At 63.0% G+C, this 16,148-nt stretch carries 17 protein-coding genes; 9 read left to right on the top strand and 8 right to left on the bottom strand.

What is annotated here, in order from left to right:
• Nucleotide 1: 1 nt before the first annotated feature.
• The gene (locus tag RHIZ70P_RS04575; RefSeq protein WP_115669211.1) at nucleotides 2–982 is read right to left on the bottom strand and encodes an ABC transporter substrate-binding protein; all 981 of its coding nucleotides are present in this window, start codon (nucleotides 980–982) and stop codon (nucleotides 2–4) included.
• Between the two features lie 262 nt (nucleotides 983–1,244).
• Between RHIZ70P_RS04575 and RHIZ70P_RS04570 the strand changes: the two genes are divergently transcribed.
• Nucleotides 1,245–3,146, top strand: coding sequence for a CASTOR/POLLUX-related putative ion channel (locus RHIZ70P_RS04570; RefSeq protein WP_115669210.1), 1,902 nt, complete (start codon nucleotides 1,245–1,247; stop codon nucleotides 3,144–3,146).
• 34 nt (nucleotides 3,147–3,180) lie between these two features.
• Here the strand turns inward: RHIZ70P_RS04570 and RHIZ70P_RS04565 are convergent, their stop codons facing one another.
• The 4 genes from RHIZ70P_RS04565 to RHIZ70P_RS04550 form a co-directional block, all read right to left on the bottom strand.
• The gene (locus RHIZ70P_RS04565) at nucleotides 3,181–4,362 is read right to left on the bottom strand and encodes an acyltransferase family protein (protein ID WP_181903942.1); all 1,182 of its coding nucleotides are present in this window, start codon (nucleotides 4,360–4,362) and stop codon (nucleotides 3,181–3,183) included.
• Nucleotides 4,363–4,597: 235 nt separating this feature from the next.
• The gene (locus tag RHIZ70P_RS04560; protein ID WP_115669208.1) at nucleotides 4,598–5,824 is read right to left on the bottom strand and encodes a PLP-dependent aminotransferase family protein; all 1,227 of its coding nucleotides are present in this window, start codon (nucleotides 5,822–5,824) and stop codon (nucleotides 4,598–4,600) included.
• Nucleotides 5,825–5,999: 175 nt separating this feature from the next.
• Nucleotides 6,000–7,019, bottom strand: coding sequence for a ketol-acid reductoisomerase (ilvC, locus tag RHIZ70P_RS04555; RefSeq protein ID WP_115669207.1), 1,020 nt, complete (start codon nucleotides 7,017–7,019; stop codon nucleotides 6,000–6,002).
• Between the two features lie 14 nt (nucleotides 7,020–7,033).
• Nucleotides 7,034–7,738 (bottom strand): TetR/AcrR family transcriptional regulator, encoded by a 705-nt coding sequence (locus tag RHIZ70P_RS04550; RefSeq protein ID WP_115669206.1) that lies wholly within the window; start codon nucleotides 7,736–7,738, stop codon nucleotides 7,034–7,036.
• Between the two features lie 367 nt (nucleotides 7,739–8,105).
• Here RHIZ70P_RS04550 and RHIZ70P_RS04545 point away from each other — a divergent pair, with 367 nt between their 5' ends.
• The 3 genes from RHIZ70P_RS04545 (at nucleotide 8,106) to RHIZ70P_RS04535 (ending at nucleotide 9,289) form a co-directional block, all read left to right on the top strand.
• On the top strand, nucleotides 8,106–8,366 hold the full coding sequence (locus RHIZ70P_RS04545) for a hypothetical protein (RefSeq protein WP_115669205.1): 261 nt from the start codon (nucleotides 8,106–8,108) through the stop codon (nucleotides 8,364–8,366).
• Between the two features lie 75 nt (nucleotides 8,367–8,441).
• Nucleotides 8,442–8,702 carry a hypothetical protein gene (locus tag RHIZ70P_RS04540; protein ID WP_115669204.1) on the top strand — a complete coding sequence of 87 codons (261 nt, stop codon included), beginning with the start codon at nucleotides 8,442–8,444 and terminating at the stop codon, nucleotides 8,700–8,702.
• Between the two features lie 197 nt (nucleotides 8,703–8,899).
• The gene (locus tag RHIZ70P_RS04535; protein WP_419178269.1) at nucleotides 8,900–9,289 is read left to right on the top strand and encodes a DUF4087 domain-containing protein; all 390 of its coding nucleotides are present in this window, start codon (nucleotides 8,900–8,902) and stop codon (nucleotides 9,287–9,289) included.
• Between the two features lie 2 nt (nucleotides 9,290–9,291).
• On the opposite strand, the gene RHIZ70P_RS04530 is transcribed toward RHIZ70P_RS04535, so the two are convergent.
• A complete protein-coding gene (locus RHIZ70P_RS04530; protein ID WP_115669203.1) occupies nucleotides 9,292–9,756 on the bottom strand; it encodes an Lrp/AsnC family transcriptional regulator in 465 nt (154 codons plus the stop codon).
• Nucleotides 9,757–9,916: 160 nt separating this feature from the next.
• Between RHIZ70P_RS04530 and RHIZ70P_RS04525 the strand changes: the two genes are divergently transcribed.
• Both RHIZ70P_RS04525 and RHIZ70P_RS04520 read left to right on the top strand, forming a co-directional pair.
• A complete protein-coding gene (locus tag RHIZ70P_RS04525) occupies nucleotides 9,917–10,633 on the top strand; it encodes an aspartate/glutamate racemase family protein (protein WP_115669202.1) in 717 nt (238 codons plus the stop codon).
• A 77-nt stretch (nucleotides 10,634–10,710) separates the two neighbouring features.
• A complete protein-coding gene (locus RHIZ70P_RS04520; RefSeq protein WP_115669201.1) occupies nucleotides 10,711–11,640 on the top strand; it encodes a bifunctional helix-turn-helix transcriptional regulator/GNAT family N-acetyltransferase in 930 nt (309 codons plus the stop codon).
• Nucleotides 11,641–11,648: 8 nt separating this feature from the next.
• On the opposite strand, the gene RHIZ70P_RS04515 is transcribed toward RHIZ70P_RS04520, so the two are convergent.
• Entirely contained in the window at nucleotides 11,649–12,053 is a 405-nt protein-coding gene (locus tag RHIZ70P_RS04515) for a winged helix-turn-helix transcriptional regulator (RefSeq protein ID WP_115669200.1), read from the bottom strand.
• 139 nt (nucleotides 12,054–12,192) lie between these two features.
• Between RHIZ70P_RS04515 and RHIZ70P_RS04510 the strand changes: the two genes are divergently transcribed.
• Nucleotides 12,193–13,074, top strand: a complete 882-nt coding sequence (locus tag RHIZ70P_RS04510) for an SDR family oxidoreductase (RefSeq protein ID WP_115669199.1) — start codon at nucleotides 12,193–12,195, stop codon at nucleotides 13,072–13,074.
• A gap of 48 nt (nucleotides 13,075–13,122) precedes the next feature.
• Here the strand turns inward: RHIZ70P_RS04510 and RHIZ70P_RS04505 are convergent, their stop codons facing one another.
• Nucleotides 13,123–13,875, bottom strand: a complete 753-nt coding sequence (locus RHIZ70P_RS04505) for a pyridoxine 5'-phosphate synthase (protein WP_115669198.1) — start codon at nucleotides 13,873–13,875, stop codon at nucleotides 13,123–13,125.
• A 310-nt stretch (nucleotides 13,876–14,185) separates the two neighbouring features.
• Here RHIZ70P_RS04505 and RHIZ70P_RS04500 point away from each other — a divergent pair, with 310 nt between their 5' ends.
• On the top strand, nucleotides 14,186–15,205 hold the full coding sequence (locus RHIZ70P_RS04500) for a hypothetical protein (protein WP_115669197.1): 1,020 nt from the start codon (nucleotides 14,186–14,188) through the stop codon (nucleotides 15,203–15,205).
• A gap of 190 nt (nucleotides 15,206–15,395) precedes the next feature.
• The gene (locus RHIZ70P_RS04495) at nucleotides 15,396–16,088 is read left to right on the top strand and encodes a MerR family transcriptional regulator (RefSeq protein WP_115669196.1); all 693 of its coding nucleotides are present in this window, start codon (nucleotides 15,396–15,398) and stop codon (nucleotides 16,086–16,088) included.
• Nucleotides 16,089–16,148 lie beyond the last annotated feature (60 nt).

Raw genomic sequence — 16,148 nt, 5'->3', positions numbered from 1 at the left:
ATCAGTTCGTGCCGAAAATGCCCGAAAAGGTCTTGAGGTCGGCGTCCGTCGCCTTGAGGGCTGCGGCGGGGTCGATCGGCAGGACCTTGATCGTGTCGCGGGCCGGGAAACCTTCCGGAACCGGCATGCCGTTGCGGGCCGGGATGTAGCCGAGCTTCAAGAAGCCTTCCTGGCCCTTTTCGGACAGGACGTAGTCGACGAACCTCTTGGCGGCTTCGGCGTTCTTGCTCGACGACAGGATGGCGACCGGCTCGGTGACGGCGGAAACACCCTCTTCCGGGAAGACGAATTCGACCGGAGCGCCCTTGGCCTTCTCGCGGATCGGCATGAAGTCCACCACCATGCCATAGGCCTTCTCGCCCGAAGCGACAGCCTTCAGCACGCCGCCATTGGCACCGGCGGCGATGGCACCATTGGCCTGCAGCGCCTCGTAGTAATCCCAACCGAGGCTGGGAACACCGGCCAGCGTCTGGGCATGAATGAGCGCGGCGCCCGAGGTCAACGGGCTCGGCATGGTGACGAGACCCTTGGCTTCCGGCTTGGCCAGGTCCGCCCACTTGGTCGGCTTCATGGCAGCCGCGGTGTTGTACATGATGCCCGTGGTAATCAGCTTGGTCGAATAATACGCGCCTTCTGCATCATAGAGGGCAGCGTCATAGTTGGCCGCTTCCGGCGACTTGTAGGCCAGGAGATGGTTGGCCTGCTTCATGCGCTCCATGGTGACCGTGTCGGCGATCAGCAGAACGTCGGCAGCCGGATTGCCGGCTTCGATTTCGGCCATCAGCTTGGCCATGATCTTCGGCGTGCCGTCGCGCACCCAGTCGACCTTGATATCGGGATTGGCGGCCATGAAGCCGTCGACGGTCGCCTGCGCGTCCTCGTTCGGCTGGCTGGTGTAGAGCACCAGATTGGCAGCGTTGGCGGAAACCGCCATGAAACCGACGGCCGCAAGGGCGGTGAAAGCGGAAAGCAGGGTTTTCATCGGAACGTCCTCGTGTGGATGAGATGTCGCTGCTTAGTGCGCCTGTATAACACGTGGATGACATTCAGCTTTTTTCGACAGGCAAATCGCGCCGGTCGCCTGCGGCCCGTCGTCATTGAGGCACGGCGAGCCCTCGCCTTGTCCCTGCCATTGGACTTTTATGGGTTTTCTTCAACCTTGCGAAGCTTGGACGTTGCGGGAATTGGCATTTCCTGCAATGGCGGATTTACTTACCTCTCAAAGACCAAATGAAAGCATCAGCATGAAGACGGGCGGAAATTGGCGGGCGCGCATGCGCTATGAGTTCGACAAGAGCATGGCCGGAGGCGCCGTGGCGTTGATCGGCTGGCTGGCCCTGATTTCTCTGGTCGTCATCTCTCTGGCCGGTGCCTTTCTCGCCATTACCGGCATCGCGCCGGAAGGCGGCGAGCCGGTTTCCTTCATCGAGGGCACCTGGGCATCGCTGATGCGCACCTTCGACGCCGGGACAATGGGCGGAGATCAGGGCTGGGGCTTCCGCCTGGTCGCGCTCGTCGTGACGCTCGCCGGCATCTTCGTCTTCTCCGCCTTGATCGGCGTCATCAGCTCCGGCCTGGAGAACAAGCTCGACGAATTGCGCAAGGGTCGCTCGCGCGTGCTGGAGGCCGACCACACGATCATCCTCAACTGGTCGTCATCGATCTTCGACGTCATTTCGGAACTGGTGATCGCCAACCAGAGCCGCCGCCGCCCCCGCATCGTCATCATGGCGAACAAGGACAAGGTCGAGATGGAGGATGAGATCGCCACCAAGGTGGCCGATCTGAAGAACACCAAGATCATCTGCCGCAGCGGCGACCCGACCGATCTCTACGACCTCGACATCGTCAATCCGCAGAACTCACGCTCGATCATCGTGCTCTCACCCGAGGACGAAGATCCGGATTCGCAGGTCATCAAATCGGTGCTGGCGCTGGTCAACGATCCGAAGCGCCGCCCTGAGCCCTACATGATCGCCGCCGAGATCCGCGACGCGCACAATGCCGAGGTCGCCCGCATTGTCGGCGGTAGGGAAATGCAGATGGTGCTGGCCGACGACCTGATCTCGCGGATCGTCGTCCATACCAGCCGCCAGTCCGGCCTGTCCGCGGTCTATTCCGAATTGCTCGATTTCGACGGCTGCGAAATCTACACGCTCGAGCAGCCGGCACTCAATGGCAAGCCGTTCGCCGCCGGCGTCATGGCTTACGAGAATTGCACCCTGATCGGCCTTTGCGACCGGGCCGGCAAGATCCACCTGAACCCCGCCCCGAACCGCCTGATCGAGCCGGGCGAACGGGTGGTGATCATCGCCGAGGACGACGACTCGATCAAGTCCTGGAACAACGAGATCGACCTCGCCAAGGAGGTGATCCTGCCGCCGGTGAAGCGTCCGGCCGGGCCGGAACGCACGCTGATCCTCGGCTGGAACCGTCGTGGTCCGATCATCGCCTCCGAACTCTGCCGCTATGTCACTCCCGGCTCGCATCTGACGATCGCTGCGGACACGCCGCAGTTCAGGGCAGACATGGCCGGTCTGCAACTGCCGAACGGCCATATGGCGATCGAGTACCACGAGATCGAGACCAGCAGCCGGACCGCCCTCGATCGTCTGAACATCCCGAGCTATGACCACGTCCTGGTACTGGGCTACAGCGACGACATGAGCATGCAGTCGGCCGATACGCGCACGCTGATCACCCTTCTCCACATCCGCAGGATCGCGGAGCGGGCCGGTTGCCACGTTAACGTGGTCAGCGAGATGACCGACGTGCGCAACCGCGAGCTTGCCGAGGTGGCGCGCGCCGACGACTTCGTCGTCAGCAACAAGCTGGTCAGCCTGATGCTCGCCCAGGCCTCGGAGAACGAGTTCATGGCGGAGATCTTTGCCGAACTGCTCGACGAGGACGGCTCGGAAATCTACATGCGCCCGATGAGCGACTATGTGGCGATCGATCGCCCGGTGAACTTCTTCACCATCGCGCTCGCGGCGCTGCGTCGCGGCGAGATCGCCATCGGCCACCGCCGCCAGCGCGACGACGAGGCCGACACCCGCAATCTCGGCGGTGTGACGGTCAATCCGTCCCGCTCGGATCCGATCCAGTATCACCCGGAAGACATGGTCATCGTGCTTGCGCGGGGCTGAAAACCGTCGCCACCGCCGCAGACATGCGACACCCTCAGGGGTTCACGGCCACGGCCCGTCCGGGCCCCGTGACCGCCGGCGCCAGGGGTTTCGCCAGGCGGCGGAACAGCGCCTGGCCGGGAAGCTCGACATAGCGATAGGTGAAGTGGCTGACGAGCACCACGCCGGCGACGACCAGCAGGGCAAGGAGGTTTGCCGCAAGCGGCGGCAGCGCCAGTTCGAGATGGCGTGAATCGCCTTCCGCGACATAAGTGACGAGATTTAGGCCGGTCAGCCGTTCGGCGAGCGCCGCCACATTGCCGGCGCGCATGATGATCCAGACATGCACGACATAGATCGACAGCGAAATCGTGCCGAGATAGACGAGTGGCCGGCTGCCCATCAGGGCAGAGACATGGCCCTTGCCATAGGCGAACACGATCATCAGCAGCGTGAAGACGAGCGGTAGGGCGACTGCAAAATCCGTGGCTCCAAAGGACACCTGCAACCCGAACAGGCCGGCAAGTCCACCGATTTCCAGAGCCGTAAAGACCGGCCTGGAAAGCGCGGAAAAAGCCTGGCGACGGTTCAGGGCGTCGTAGGTGCGATAGGCGAGCACACCGGCCGAAAAGCCGAGGATAGACCGGAACACGCCATAGTCGTGGTAGGATTGCATGCCGTTCGGAGCGACCGTCAGCAAGACCACGATGGAGACGCCGATCCCGACCACGGCGGCAGTTGTGAAACGCCGTCGCAAGACAAGAAGCGCAAACGCGAAGACGATATAGGCCGCCCACTCCGTCGACAGGCTCCAGGTCGGGTAGTTCCACGTCGGTATGTCATGGACGTTCCAGGCATGGATCAGGGTCAGATGGGTGAAGATCGCCTCCACCGACTTGTCCCCCTCGAAGGGCGCCCGCCCCTGCTGCCCGAGCGAGCCGAGCAAGGTGGCGAAGGCGATCTCGGTGGCGATGAAAACCATCAGCATGACGAAGTGGATGGGATAGATGCGCCCGAGCCGCTCGATGAGGAAGCGGCCCGTGCCGTAACCTTGAAGCAGCCTCTTCTCGTAGCCGGCGGCGATGACGAAGCCGCTGAAGACGAAGAACAGATCGACGAGCGTATCGCCCGTCGCACTGAGGCCAGACTGGCGCAGCACCGTCGCCGCCGGCACATGCGCCAGGACGACTAGCAGCGAAAACAGGCCTCTCAACCCATCGAATGCCAGGAACCGCATGAAGCCCCCTCGGTCTCCCATCCTCGGCCCCAGCATGTCACGCAACGCCGGGCCCCTTCAACGCCGGGCTGCACGCGCGCGGCCGGTTTCGCTCAACAAGGTTAAGCAGCGACGACACCGCAGCGATGCAGTCCGGCGGACAATCTGGCTGCCGCGATGGCCCTTACGGACCGCAGACGACCAGCCGCTGGGCCGGCGACCATGCCACCGCTTCAGGGACGATCCAGTATGGTCCTCAGGCAGCGGCGGCCAGCGCGCCCTGGACCATCCGACCGAGGCGCTTGATCCCCTCGTCGATCATCGTCTCGTTGGCACAGCAGAAGGAGAGCCGCAGTGTATTGGCGCCCGACCGGTCGGCAAAGAAGGCCTGGCCCGGGACGAAGGCAACCTTTTCGGTCTCGACCGAGCGCGCCAGAAGCTCGGCCCCGTCCATCCCCTCCGGCAGCGTCACCCAGATGAACATGCCACCTTCCGGCCGGGTCCAGGTCGTGCCGGCCGGCATGTAGGTGGCAAGCGCCTTCAGCATCGCGTCCCGCCGCGCGCCATAGGCGGCGCGAATCTTGGCGACCTGCGCATCGAAATGCCGCTCGGCGACATTCGCGATGGCGATCTGGTTGATCGACGAGGAATGCAGGTCCGCCGCTTGCTTCATCAAAACCAGTTTGCGGATGACCGTCTGGTTGGCGACGACGAAGCCGACCCGCAGGCCGGGCGCAAGCGTCTTGGAGAAACTGCCGCAATAGATGGTGCGGGTCTCCTCGATCGACCCCTTCTGCGCGATCTCCAGCGCAAGGATCGGCGGGATCGCCTCGCCTTCATAGCGCAGCGACTGGTAGGCGGCGTCCTCGAGGATGGCGATGTCCAGTTCCTCGGCGAGCGTCAGAAGCCGCTCGCGGGCCTCGCGGTCGACGGTTTCGCCGGTCGGATTGGAGAAATCGGCCGAGAGATAGGCGAACTTCACCGCGCCGCCGAGATTTTCCGCCGCGGCCCTGTAGCTCTCCGGCGTGCGGTTGCCGGTCAGCGTCAACTGGTCGTAGTTCGGCTCATAGGCATTGAAGGCCTGGAGCGCACCGAGATAGGTCGGCCAGGTGACGAGCGCGGTATCCTTCGGCGAGAGGAACAGCTTGCCGAGATAATCCAGCGCCTGCTGCGAACCGGAGGTGATGAAGATGTTGTCGACCGAGCAGGGAATGCCGATCTTCTCCATCTCGCCCCGCAGCCAGTCGCGCAGCGGCCTGTAGCCTTCGCTGACCGAATATTGCAGCGCCGCCGCCGCCCGATCCCCGCTGAAGATGTCGGCATAGGCCGCCTTAAATGCCTCTTCGGGAAACAGCGCCGGATCGGGAATGCCGCCGGCGAACGAGATGATGTCCGGCCGCTCCAGGAGCTTCAGCAATTCGCGGATTTCGGAGGCGCGCATATGCGCCATGCGCGTCGCAAAGACATGATCCCAGTTCAGCATGGGGTTTCCTCGGATGTTTTTCTGATGACGCAAGAGAACATGAAAACCGTGATAGGTCAATATTACTGACCTATTGACCGAGGCAATCTGTTTGCGATCCAAAGCAAGCAAAGGCCGGGAAAGTCACCCTCCCCGGCCCTCAAACCCTATCGGCTATTGCCTACTGCCTATCGCCTCAGTTGACAGACTTGTCGACGAGCTTGTTCTTGCCGATCCACGGCATCATGGCGCGCAGCTTGGTGCCGACTTCCTCGATCTGGTGGCTGTCGTTCATGCGGCGGATGCCCTTGAAGCGGGCGGCGCCGGCGCGGTATTCCTGCATCCAGTCCGAGGTGAACTTGCCGGTCTGGATGTCGTGCAGCACGCGCTTCATCTCGGCCTTGGTCTCGGCGGTGATGATACGCGGGCCGGTGACGTATTCGCCCCATTCCGCGGTGTTCGAGATCGAATAGTTCATGTTGGCGATACCGCCTTCATAGATCAGGTCGACGATCAGCTTCACTTCGTGCAGGCACTCGAAATAGGCCATTTCCGGTGCGTAGCCGGCTTCGGTCAGGGTTTCGAAACCGGCGCGGATCAGCTCGACCAGGCCGCCGCAGAGAACGACCTGCTCGCCGAACAGGTCGGTTTCGCATTCTTCGCGGAAATTGGTCTCGATAATGCCCGAACGACCGCCGCCGACGCCGCAGGCGTAGGAGAGAGCGAGTTCGAGCGCATTGCCCGACGCGTTCTGGTGAACGGCAACGAGGCAGGGAACGCCGCCGCCCTTCTGGTATTCACCGCGAACGGTGTGGCCCGGGCCCTTCGGCGCGATCATCACGACGTCGAGCGAAGCCTTCGGCTCGATCAGGCCGAAGTGGACGTTGAGGCCGTGGGCGAAAGCGATCGCCGCGCCGTCACGGATGTTGCCGGCGATGTCGGCCTTGTAGATGTCGGCCTGGAGTTCGTCCGGGGTCGCCATCATGATCAGGTCGCCCCACTTGGCGGCGTCGGCAACCGTCATGACCTTGAAGCCGTCGGCTTCGGCCTTCTTGATGGTCGGCGAACCGGCCTTGAGCGCGATCGCGACATTGGCCGCGCCCGAATCCTTGAGGTTCAGCGCATGGGCGCGACCCTGGGAGCCGTAGCCGACGATGACGACGTTCTTGGCCTTGATGAGATTGAGATCGGCATCACGATCGTAATAGACGCGCATGTTAAGTTCCTTCCCTATGCTTGTCGGTTGTGGTGACTGTCATTGACCGGCTGGCCGGAACGGGTTCCCCCGTCGCGGCCGGCCAGAACCTTTTCCGTGCCGTAGAGCGCGAGGAAGGCGTTGACCGCCTTCTCCGCTCTGGCAGCGAAACCTTTGGTCTGCGGCATGTCGCCGAGCAGCATGCGCACATGCATATCGGAGACGATCAGGCCGTAGAGCGTGCGATAGGCCTCCTCGCCGTCGGCGAAGCGCAACAGGCCGTCACGCTGGCCGGCGTCCAGGAGCGCCCGCGCCCGCCGGTCGATCTGCCGGCGACCTCGCTCAAGCAACAGCGTGCCGAGCTTCGAGCCGTCGCGATTGGTCTGGCCGATCGCAAGCCGGTTGAGCGCCAGCGACACGTCTCCCGCCAGAACCTCGAGCAGGTCGTGGGCAAAGATTTCCAGATGCTCGGCAAGGCTTGCCGCCGTCAGCCTCTCGCCGGGGCGCTCGAAGGTGCGAACCTTGCTCGCCTGGTAGGAGATCATCGCCGAGAGCAGCCCGTCACGATCGCCGAACCACTTGTACAGGCTCTCCTTGGAGCAATTGGCCGCCCGCGCCAGCCCGGCCGTCGTCAATGCCTTGTCGCCCCCCTCCACCAGCAGCCTCAGGGCTTCGGCGAGAACGGCGCTCTGGCGCGGCGAAAATTCGGCATTGGCGGCTTCGGTCTGCACGATGGACATCTTTCAAGTACCGTACGGTACGGTTCTGTTTAAGGGGTCAAGAGGGCTTCGTCAAGCCTTTTCGGTAGGCAGAAACACCGAACGCAAGGGTCGAGATTGGCATGTCACATTTTGTTGACAATGCGTAACCTGGCCCATTTCGCTTCGCTTTCGAACAAGGAACGACTCCATAACTAATTGTTTTAAATAGATTATTTTTCCGAACGAAATTTCAAGGGGCAGATGCAACATCGAACCAAAGAGTTCGATTGCGCGCAACTAACTATTGCAATCCTCAAGTTCCGGGCGCAAATAACACTCATCGAACCGAACAGTTCGATCCGATTCACCCCCCGCTTCCAAACGGAAGACATCAAAGAACGACACCATGAAGAACCTCATCGCAGTAACCGCCGTCATCGCCTCGCTTGCCGGCACGACCTCCGCCTTCGCCCTGGAATCCACCAGCCGCAGCGGCCCCAATGTGGAACATTCGTCCGGCAATATCGACCGCACGGTCGTCGGCTCCATCATCCGGGATACGGACGCCAAGGCAGACCGCGCACCGGTCGACAGCAGCAACCTCAATGTCATCTACGGCTTCGATTCCGGCCGCGGCGTCACCGTCGGCACGTCCTCCCGCGACTAACCGGATCAGCCCCAACCTCTCAGGCCGACTCCATCCGCCGACCTGGGTGAACCTCACTCAGAAAGGATAAATCCCATGAAGAACCTCATCGCAGCAACCGCCGTCATCGCCTCGCTTGCCGGCACGACCTCCGCCTTCGCCCTGGAATCCACCAGCCGCAGCGGCCCCAATGTGGAACATTCGTCCGGCAATATCGACCGCACGGTCGTCGGCTCCATCATCCGGGATACGGGCCCCAAGGCAGACCGCGCATCGGTCAACAGCAGCAACCTCAATGTCATCTACGGCTTCGATTCCGGCCGCGGCGTCACCGTCGGCACGTCCTCCCGCGACTAGCAGGATGCCCGTGCGCCGCGACAAGCGCGATCGCCACGGCAACGAGCCCGAACAATTCAACACGATCGCAGGCCCCGAAGCTAAACGCTCCGGGGCCATAATGCGCCCACTCACGCCCTTGTCCCATTTTTGGCCTTTGGCGCCATCGACCGTTCCGCGCTATGCCTTGGCGAGCATCACTCAAGGAGCCAAGCCAAATGCGGATGTCACCCCACACCCTTCTTGTCGCCCTCGCCATCCTCACCCTTCCGCAACTGGCATTCGCCAAGGAAAATCGCTGCGGCTGGATCCAGAACCCGACGCCCGGCAATTACTGGCTGGACGACAGCGAAGGTATGTGGGTTCTCCTCACCCAGGGCTCCGACGAGGAGCCAATCGGCATGGAAAATTTCCCCGACATCTCGACCGGCGACTATGTCGCCTCCAACGGGAATTATGGCTACACCTGCGGCTGCATCCAGGCCGAGACCGAGCGTAGCACCGACAGCCAGGATTCCGCGGTCGGCCGCATCACCGCGATCTACGGCGTGAAGCTGCTGCCGCTCAAGAAGTGCCTGGCCGACCCCGCCCTGCCCAGGCCGGAATAGGCCTATTCCGCATAATCGACCGGCACGACCGTTCCCGCCTTCAGCGTCTCCATGGAGATGAAGGCGGAAACGTCGAACAGCTCAATCCGCTTGACCAGGCGCCGATAGACGACGTCGTAGTGCTCGACGCGCGGCAAAACGATCTTCAGCAGATAGTCATAGGAGCCGGTGAGCCGGTGTGCCTCGACGATCTCGCCAAGATCGCTGATCGCCTTGCGAAAGCTCTCTATCCATTCGTCCGAATGATGCGCCGTCTTGATCAAGGCAAAGACCGTGGTCGGAACGCCGATGCGCTCCCGGTCGAGCACGACCACGCGGCGCGCGATATAGCCCGCCTCCTCCAGCCGCTGGATGCGCCGCGAACAGGCCGACGGCGACAGCGCCACCTTCTCCGCGAGTTCCGCAACAGCAACGGATGCGTCCCGCTGTAATGCATCCAGAATCTTCCGATCGCGCTCGTCCAGCATTCCACCCTCGAGTAAACTCCACCACGCGCAAAAACTATGCACACTTTACGCAAGACGCGCAATTCATGCGCGCCGAACAGCGTCTCTGGTGGCAAATATGCAAACCAATTGCCCGCGGGCTTGGCCATAATCCCCGCCAGCAAACCAGGGGTACACGACCATGAAGACAATCGGCCTGATCGGCGGTATGAGTTTCGAGAGCACGGCGGTCTATTACCGCCTCATCAACGAGTTGGTCCGCGCCGAGCTCGGCGGCATCGCCTCGGCGGAAGTCCTGATGCACTCGGTCAACTTCGAAGAGATCGTCGGCTACCAGAAGGCCGGTCGCTGGGATCTCGCCGAGAAGCGCCTCGCCGACTGCGCACTCGCACTCCAAGTCGCCGGCGCCGATTGCATCCTGATCTGCACCAACACGATGCACCTCGTCGCGGACGGCGTCGCCGCCCGCCTCGACATCCCCCTTCTCCACATCGTCGACGAGACCGCAGCAGCCATCAAGGCCGCCGGTTTCCGCCGTCCCCTGCTGCTTGCCACACGCTACACGATGGAACATGGCTTCTACACCGACCGCATGCGCGCGCTAGGCCTTGATCCGCGCGTGCCGGAGGCCGATGACCGCACGATCATCCACGACGTGATCTTCGAAGAGCTCTGCGCCGGTGCGGTCAAGGATGCCTCGCGCGAGGCCTATATCGCCATCATCGAAAAGGCCAGGCAGGCTGGCGCGGACTGCGTCATTCTCGGCTGCACCGAAATCTGCCTTCTGCTCGACCCAGATGCCCTGCCCTTGCCCGGCTTCGATTCGACCACCATTCATTCGCGCGCCGCGGCCGATTTCGCGCTCAGTGCCGAACCGGCCCTCAAACTCGCCATTTAGTTGACTTAGTCAATCATCTGATTGTCAAAAGGCAACTACGGTGCTAGTGAATCGGACCTCACGAGGAGGTCCGGTCCATGCGCGAATCCACAGACATCACGACAATCGAGGCGATGCGCGCCTTCAACCGGTTCTACACCGACCGGATCGGCATCCTCGACCGCGAATATCTCAAGGCCGACTACACTCTGGCCGAGGCCCGCATCGTCTACGAGATCGGCACGCGCGTAGAAGTCCTCGCCGTGGAACTGGTGCGTGACCTACACCTCGACCCGGCCTATCTCAGCCGCATACTGAAAAAATTCCGCGAACGCGGCCTCGTCACGGTCACCCAGGACCCGACCGACGGACGAAGCCAGCGACTCGCCCTGACCGAAAAGGGACGCACCGAATTCGACACGCTCGCCGAGCTCTCCCGCAACCAGTTGCGCCAGATGGTGGCGCCGCTCGGACGGTCCGAAAGGGCGTCCCTCGTCGAGGCGATGGCGACCATCACCCGCCTGATCGACCCGGAAGCCCGCGCCCACGCCACCGCGATCCTGCGTCCGCATCGTCCGGGCGACCTCGGCTGGATGATCCAGTCGCAGACTGAGTTTTATGTCGGCACATTTGGCTGGAACGGACGCTTCGAGGCCCTGGTCAGTCAGGTGGCGGCGGACTTCCTCGAGCACTACGACGTCGGGCGCGATCATTGCTGGATCGCCGAGCGCGCCGGCCTGCGTGTCGGCTCGGTCATCGTGATGGATGGCGGCGACGGCGTCGCCAAGCTGAGAATGCTGTATGTCGATGAGACAGCCCGTGGCCTTGGACTCGGCAAGCTGCTGGTCGATCAATGCGTGCGCTTCGCCCGCAATGCCGGCTACCGCCAGCTCACGCTCTGGACCAATGACATCCTGCACACGGCACGGCATATCTACGTCGCCGCGGGCTTCCGGCTCGTCGCCGAGGAAAGGCACAGGATGTTCGGACCAGAACTCAACGGCCAGACCTGGACGCTCGACCTCTGACAACAGCCTCAGGCATTGCGTTCGTCGAAGCTGCGGCGGGCATCCTTGACGGCAAGATAATTCCCCTCCGCCCAATCGAGCAGCACGCACAACGCCTTGAACAGCGAGTGCCCGAGATCCGTGAGCCGATATTCGACGCTCGGCGGCTTGGTCGGAAACACGGTGCGCAGCACATAGCCGTCGCGCTCCAGGTCGCGCAGCGTCTGGGTCAGCATGCGCTGCGAAATATCCGGCACCAGCCGCCTCAGTTCCCCGAAGCGATAGGGCTTTTCCGACAGCGCCAACAGCAGCAGCGTCGACCATTTGCCGCCGATATGATCGATCACCGTGCGCACAGGACAGTTCTCAAGCTTGGGTCCGTCCCCCCCGTATCCGGCGATCTTTTCTTCAAAACGGGTGATGGCGACGGTCATGGCGGTTCCCTATCGGTAAGGTGGGCACCAAAAACTGCCTTCTTTACAAGCGCCGGTCAATCTCCATTTTAGCGTAACTCTCATTTTGAGAGCAGCCATTCGTTCGGCGGCGCCTGCTGCCATCGCCAAAGGAAAGACCATGAGCAAGATCCTCGTCACCGGCGCCGCCGGCCATCTCGGCCGCCTCGTCATCAAGCACCTGATCGAAAGCCAGAAGCTGAGCCCCTCGGACATCGTCGCCGGCAGCCGCGACACCGCCAGGCTCACCCATCTGGCGGCGCTCGGCGTTGAAACGCGCCGCGTCGATTTCGATGACAAGGCCTCGCTCGAAGCCGCGTTCACCGGTATCGACCGGCTGCTGATCGTCTCCACCGACGAACTCGGCGCTCCGGGCAAGCGGCTTGCACAGCACCGCGCCGCGGTCGAGGCCGCCAAGGCCGCGGGCGTCGGGCGCATCTTCTACACCTCGATGCCGCAGCCCGAAGATTCGCAGATCACCTTCAAGGGCGATCATCTGGGCACGGAACAGGCGATCAAGGCCTCCGGCCTCGCCTACACCATCTTCCGCAACGGCTGGTACATGGAGAACCTGTTCATGAGCCTGCCGCAGGCGCTTGCCAGCGGCCAGTGGTATACCTCGGCCGGTGAGGGCCGGATCGCCCATATCGCCCGCGAAGACATAGCCCGCGCCATCGCCGCAGGCCTCGCCAAGCCGGCGGACGGCAACGTCACCTACACGCTGACCGGCGAGGCGGCCCATACGACGGAAGAAATCGCCGCCCTGGTGCGCGACGTGACCGGCAAGCCGCTTGCCGTCGTCAACCTGACCGATGCCCAACTGTCCGAAGGCATGGCCGCCGCCGGCGTGCCTGCGCCCTTCATCCCGACGATCGTGTCCTTCGACGCCAACACGCGCGAAGGCAAGATCGCCATGGCGACCGCCGACGCCGAGACCCTGTCGGGCGTCAAGCGCATGACGCTGAAGGCCTTCCTCGAGGCCAACAAGGCTGCCCTCGGCTGACCAGACCCCCGGGCCGGACGATCCGATCCGCGGGACCGCCTTCCGCCGTCAGATCTTCTGGCCGCAGGCATGGCGGAAACGGCGCACCGTTTCCGCCATGCCGAACTCCAGCGCATCGGCCGTCAGGCCGTGGCCGATCGACACTTCGGCCAGTTTGGGAATACGCTTGATCAGGGCCGGAAGGTTGGCGACCGTCAGGTCATGGCCGGCATTGACGGCAAGACCGACGGCAAGCGCCGCATCGGCCGTGCGGCCGAGGAGATCGATCTCTTCGGCAGCCTTCTCCGGATTGTCGTAGCAGCCGCCATAGGGCCCGGTGTAGAGTTCGATCCGGTCGGCGCCCGTCGCGCGCGCCTGTTGCACCGCCTCGGCATTGCCGTCACCATCGGCAAACAGCGACACGCGCATGCCCTTGGCCTTCAGCCGCGAGACGACTTCGGTGAGGAACGACCGGTGCCTGGCGAAATCCCAGCCGTGATCGGAGGTCGCCTGGTTCGGATCGTCCGGAACGAGCGTCACCTGCTCCGGCTCGGTCGCCTCGCACAGCGCCAGGAACTCCTCCGTCGGATAGCCCTCGATATTGAACTCTGCCTCCGGGAATTCGTCGTCGATCAGCGCCCGCAGCACCGGCAGGTCGGAAAAGCGGATGTGCCGCTGGTCCGGGCGCGGATGCACGGTCAGCCCGCTTGCACCGGCGCCAAGGGCGATCCGGCCGAGATGGGCGACGTCCGGCCAGGGCAGATCGCGGCGGTTACGCAGCATGGCAATGGCATTGAGGTTTACGGAGAGCTTGGCGGGCATTCGGGCAGTGTCCATGAAGGAATATGGGTCCGATCACCATTTAGGCGATCATGCCGCCGAAGGCCAACGAGAATCACATATGCGTTCATTGACGAAACTGATGGGTGGACGCCTGCGTGCCGCCGGCGCGCCTCCCTGGCCCCTTGATTTACGGTATTGACGGCACTTTCCGACCGCGAATCTCAGGTTTCGCATTGTGTCATCCGTCACAACCGCTAAGTTCGCGCAAAGCTGCTGCACCCCACCACCCTGCTAAGCCGTGACACACGGGTGCAAACGGCGCCAGGGCGGTGAACCCCATGGAGAGGCAATGAGCCAGGATCGGCCTATCGAAGCGGGAAGGATAAGTCTGGCGCTCTCGGCGATCCTGTCGAGCCAGACATTCGCCCGCTCGCACAGACTGCGAACCTTCCTCAAATTCGTCGTCGAGCGCGAACAGCTCGGCCTTGCCCGTCAACTCAAGGGCTCGACCATCGGCATGGATGTGTTCAGCCGCGACGGCGCGCTCGACCCCGGCGTGGATGCGTTGGTCCGGGTACAGGCGGGCAAGCTCCGGCGACTCATCAATCTCTACTATGCCGACGAGGGTCGAAACGATCCGGTCCGCATCCGCATTCCGCTCGGCGGCTATGTACCGGTTTATGAATTGCGATCCGAGGCCCGTCGCCCGATCGAGGCCGCCTTGCCGCGCCTCGCCGACCCGGAGCGGAATGAAGAGATCCGCATCGACCTCAAGACCCCGGGTGGTGATACCGGTTCCGGGTCCGGATACGCGTCCAACCGTCATCTGCTTGCCCTGCCGATGGTCCATTGCGTCGTCACAGCCGAGAGCGACGGGCGGGCGCGAACCTTCGACAACGCGCTCAGGTTCTCGGAAGCCAGGCTCTGCGCCTTCAAGCTGGCCCCGCCATCGTCGCCGCCACCCGTCGCGCCGGGCAAGCTCGATTTCCTGCTCAGCCTTTGCTCGGCGGTCGGCACCGGCCCGCTCCATGCCCGCCTCGTGCACCCGGCCAGCGGCGAGACGATCGCCGCCCAGTCGCACCCGGCCGGCACCATGGCCACCAGCCGCCAGATCGCCGCCTTCGCCAACCAGTTCGTCGCACGAACCCTGACCTTGAGCGGCGAAGTCTATGCCTTCTGCCGCACAGCCGGCCTGTCATCGCCGCTGATGGAGTGCCTCGAGGCCACTTATCAATACAGGCTCGAGAATTCCCATGAGTCTTACCTCGAGGCCAGCCGCCATCAGCAGCGCCTGGTCCACCCAGAGCGACTGCCCGCCTTCATCTCCGAGATGTCCGACCTTCTGGCCCTGACACAACGGCAATCCTGAGATCGCATGGATTCGACGATCGCGTTTGCCAAACGCGAACAAGCCGACTAGGCTGGTTTCACATAACTGTTGCAGAACAACCTGGAATATACGGCGCAGGACGGTGCGGGGGAGACGCGCCGGCCAAATGCACCTTCCCGGGGGAGCGGCAGCCATCGCAGACCTGATGCAACGCTGGACGGGGGAGGTCATGGCGGACGGATCGAAATATCTGCAAGGCGAAAGCCAGCGGCGCGACGGTGCCCCTGCCGATGGAACATACCTTCCCGACATCCCCCTGCCCCGCGACATTCCGCCGGATCCCGTTCCCATCGCCGACATGGCCGAGATTTTCGGCGTCACCCACCGCACCCTTCACTTCTATGAGGAAAAAGGCCTGCTCTCCGCCCGGCGCATCGGCCTGATGCGTGTCTATGGCCGCGGCGATATCGCCCGCATGGCGCTGATCAATGCCTGCCGCGAGATCGGCATGCCGGTTGCGGGCATCCAGGAATTGATGGAGACACTCAAATCGGCCCGCTCCGAACTGGAGGCAAACGGGATCTTCGAGGAGGCGCTCACCGCCCGAAAGCGCGAGCTGACGGCAAGTCTTTCGACCATCCATCGCCAATTGCAGCAACTCGCCTCCCTCCTTTCCCACGAGGCGATCGACGGTCGATCCGAGCGCTTGAACCGGCACGCCTCGATTGCACTCGACGAGAACGAACGCCACTGCCTCGAACTCATGGCAGAGGGTTATGCACCCTTGCGCGTTGCGCGCGCTCTGTCGCTGACCAGTTCGGAAGTCGCGGCGCTCGAGACCACCATCATTCGCAAGCTCGAGGCCAACAACCGCTTCCAGGCGGTCGCCAAGGCCGTCCTGCTGGGAATTGTCGCATCGTGAGACTTGAAATTCGTCAAATATGACAGGGATTTAACGGGACAGTCGGGCACGACGGGCGTA

Origin of the sequence: Paenirhizobium selenitireducens ATCC BAA-1503, from assembly GCF_900492185.1 — a bacterium.
Taxonomy (GTDB): domain Bacteria; phylum Pseudomonadota; class Alphaproteobacteria; order Rhizobiales; family Rhizobiaceae; genus Allorhizobium; species Allorhizobium selenitireducens_A.
This window is presented reverse-complemented; position numbering and strand designations above follow the sequence as displayed.

Bases quoted from the DNA above. Each gene is read 5' to 3' on its own strand.
- RHIZ70P_RS04560 (WP_115669208.1), bottom strand. From the start codon at position 5,824: ATGCTGAACTGGGATCATGTCTTTGCGACGCGCATGGCGCATATGCGC.
- RHIZ70P_RS04530 (WP_115669203.1), bottom strand. From the start codon at position 9,756: ATGCTGGACGAGCGCGATCGGAAGATTCTGGATGCATTACAGCGGGAC.
- RHIZ70P_RS04510 (WP_115669199.1), top strand. From the start codon at position 12,193: ATGAGCAAGATCCTCGTCACCGGCGCCGCCGGCCATCTCGGCCGCCTC.
- RHIZ70P_RS04565 (WP_181903942.1), bottom strand. From the start codon at position 4,362: ATGCGGTTCCTGGCATTCGATGGGTTGAGAGGCCTGTTTTCGCTGCTA.
- RHIZ70P_RS04540 (WP_115669204.1), top strand. From the start codon at position 8,442: ATGAAGAACCTCATCGCAGCAACCGCCGTCATCGCCTCGCTTGCCGGC.
- RHIZ70P_RS04535 (WP_419178269.1), top strand. From the start codon at position 8,900: ATGCGGATGTCACCCCACACCCTTCTTGTCGCCCTCGCCATCCTCACC.
- RHIZ70P_RS04545 (WP_115669205.1), top strand. From the start codon at position 8,106: ATGAAGAACCTCATCGCAGTAACCGCCGTCATCGCCTCGCTTGCCGGC.
- RHIZ70P_RS04495 (WP_115669196.1), top strand. From the start codon at position 15,396: ATGGCGGACGGATCGAAATATCTGCAAGGCGAAAGCCAGCGGCGCGAC.
- RHIZ70P_RS04525 (WP_115669202.1), top strand. From the start codon at position 9,917: ATGAAGACAATCGGCCTGATCGGCGGTATGAGTTTCGAGAGCACGGCG.
- RHIZ70P_RS04500 (WP_115669197.1), top strand. From the start codon at position 14,186: ATGAGCCAGGATCGGCCTATCGAAGCGGGAAGGATAAGTCTGGCGCTC.
- RHIZ70P_RS04570 (WP_115669210.1), top strand. From the start codon at position 1,245: ATGAAGACGGGCGGAAATTGGCGGGCGCGCATGCGCTATGAGTTCGAC.
- RHIZ70P_RS04550 (WP_115669206.1), bottom strand. From the start codon at position 7,738: ATGTCCATCGTGCAGACCGAAGCCGCCAATGCCGAATTTTCGCCGCGC.
- RHIZ70P_RS04515 (WP_115669200.1), bottom strand. From the start codon at position 12,053: ATGACCGTCGCCATCACCCGTTTTGAAGAAAAGATCGCCGGATACGGG.
- RHIZ70P_RS04505 (WP_115669198.1), bottom strand. From the start codon at position 13,875: ATGCCCGCCAAGCTCTCCGTAAACCTCAATGCCATTGCCATGCTGCGT.
- RHIZ70P_RS04520 (WP_115669201.1), top strand. From the start codon at position 10,711: ATGCGCGAATCCACAGACATCACGACAATCGAGGCGATGCGCGCCTTC.
- RHIZ70P_RS04575 (WP_115669211.1), bottom strand. From the start codon at position 982: ATGAAAACCCTGCTTTCCGCTTTCACCGCCCTTGCGGCCGTCGGTTTC.
- ilvC (WP_115669207.1), bottom strand. From the start codon at position 7,019: ATGCGCGTCTATTACGATCGTGATGCCGATCTCAATCTCATCAAGGCC.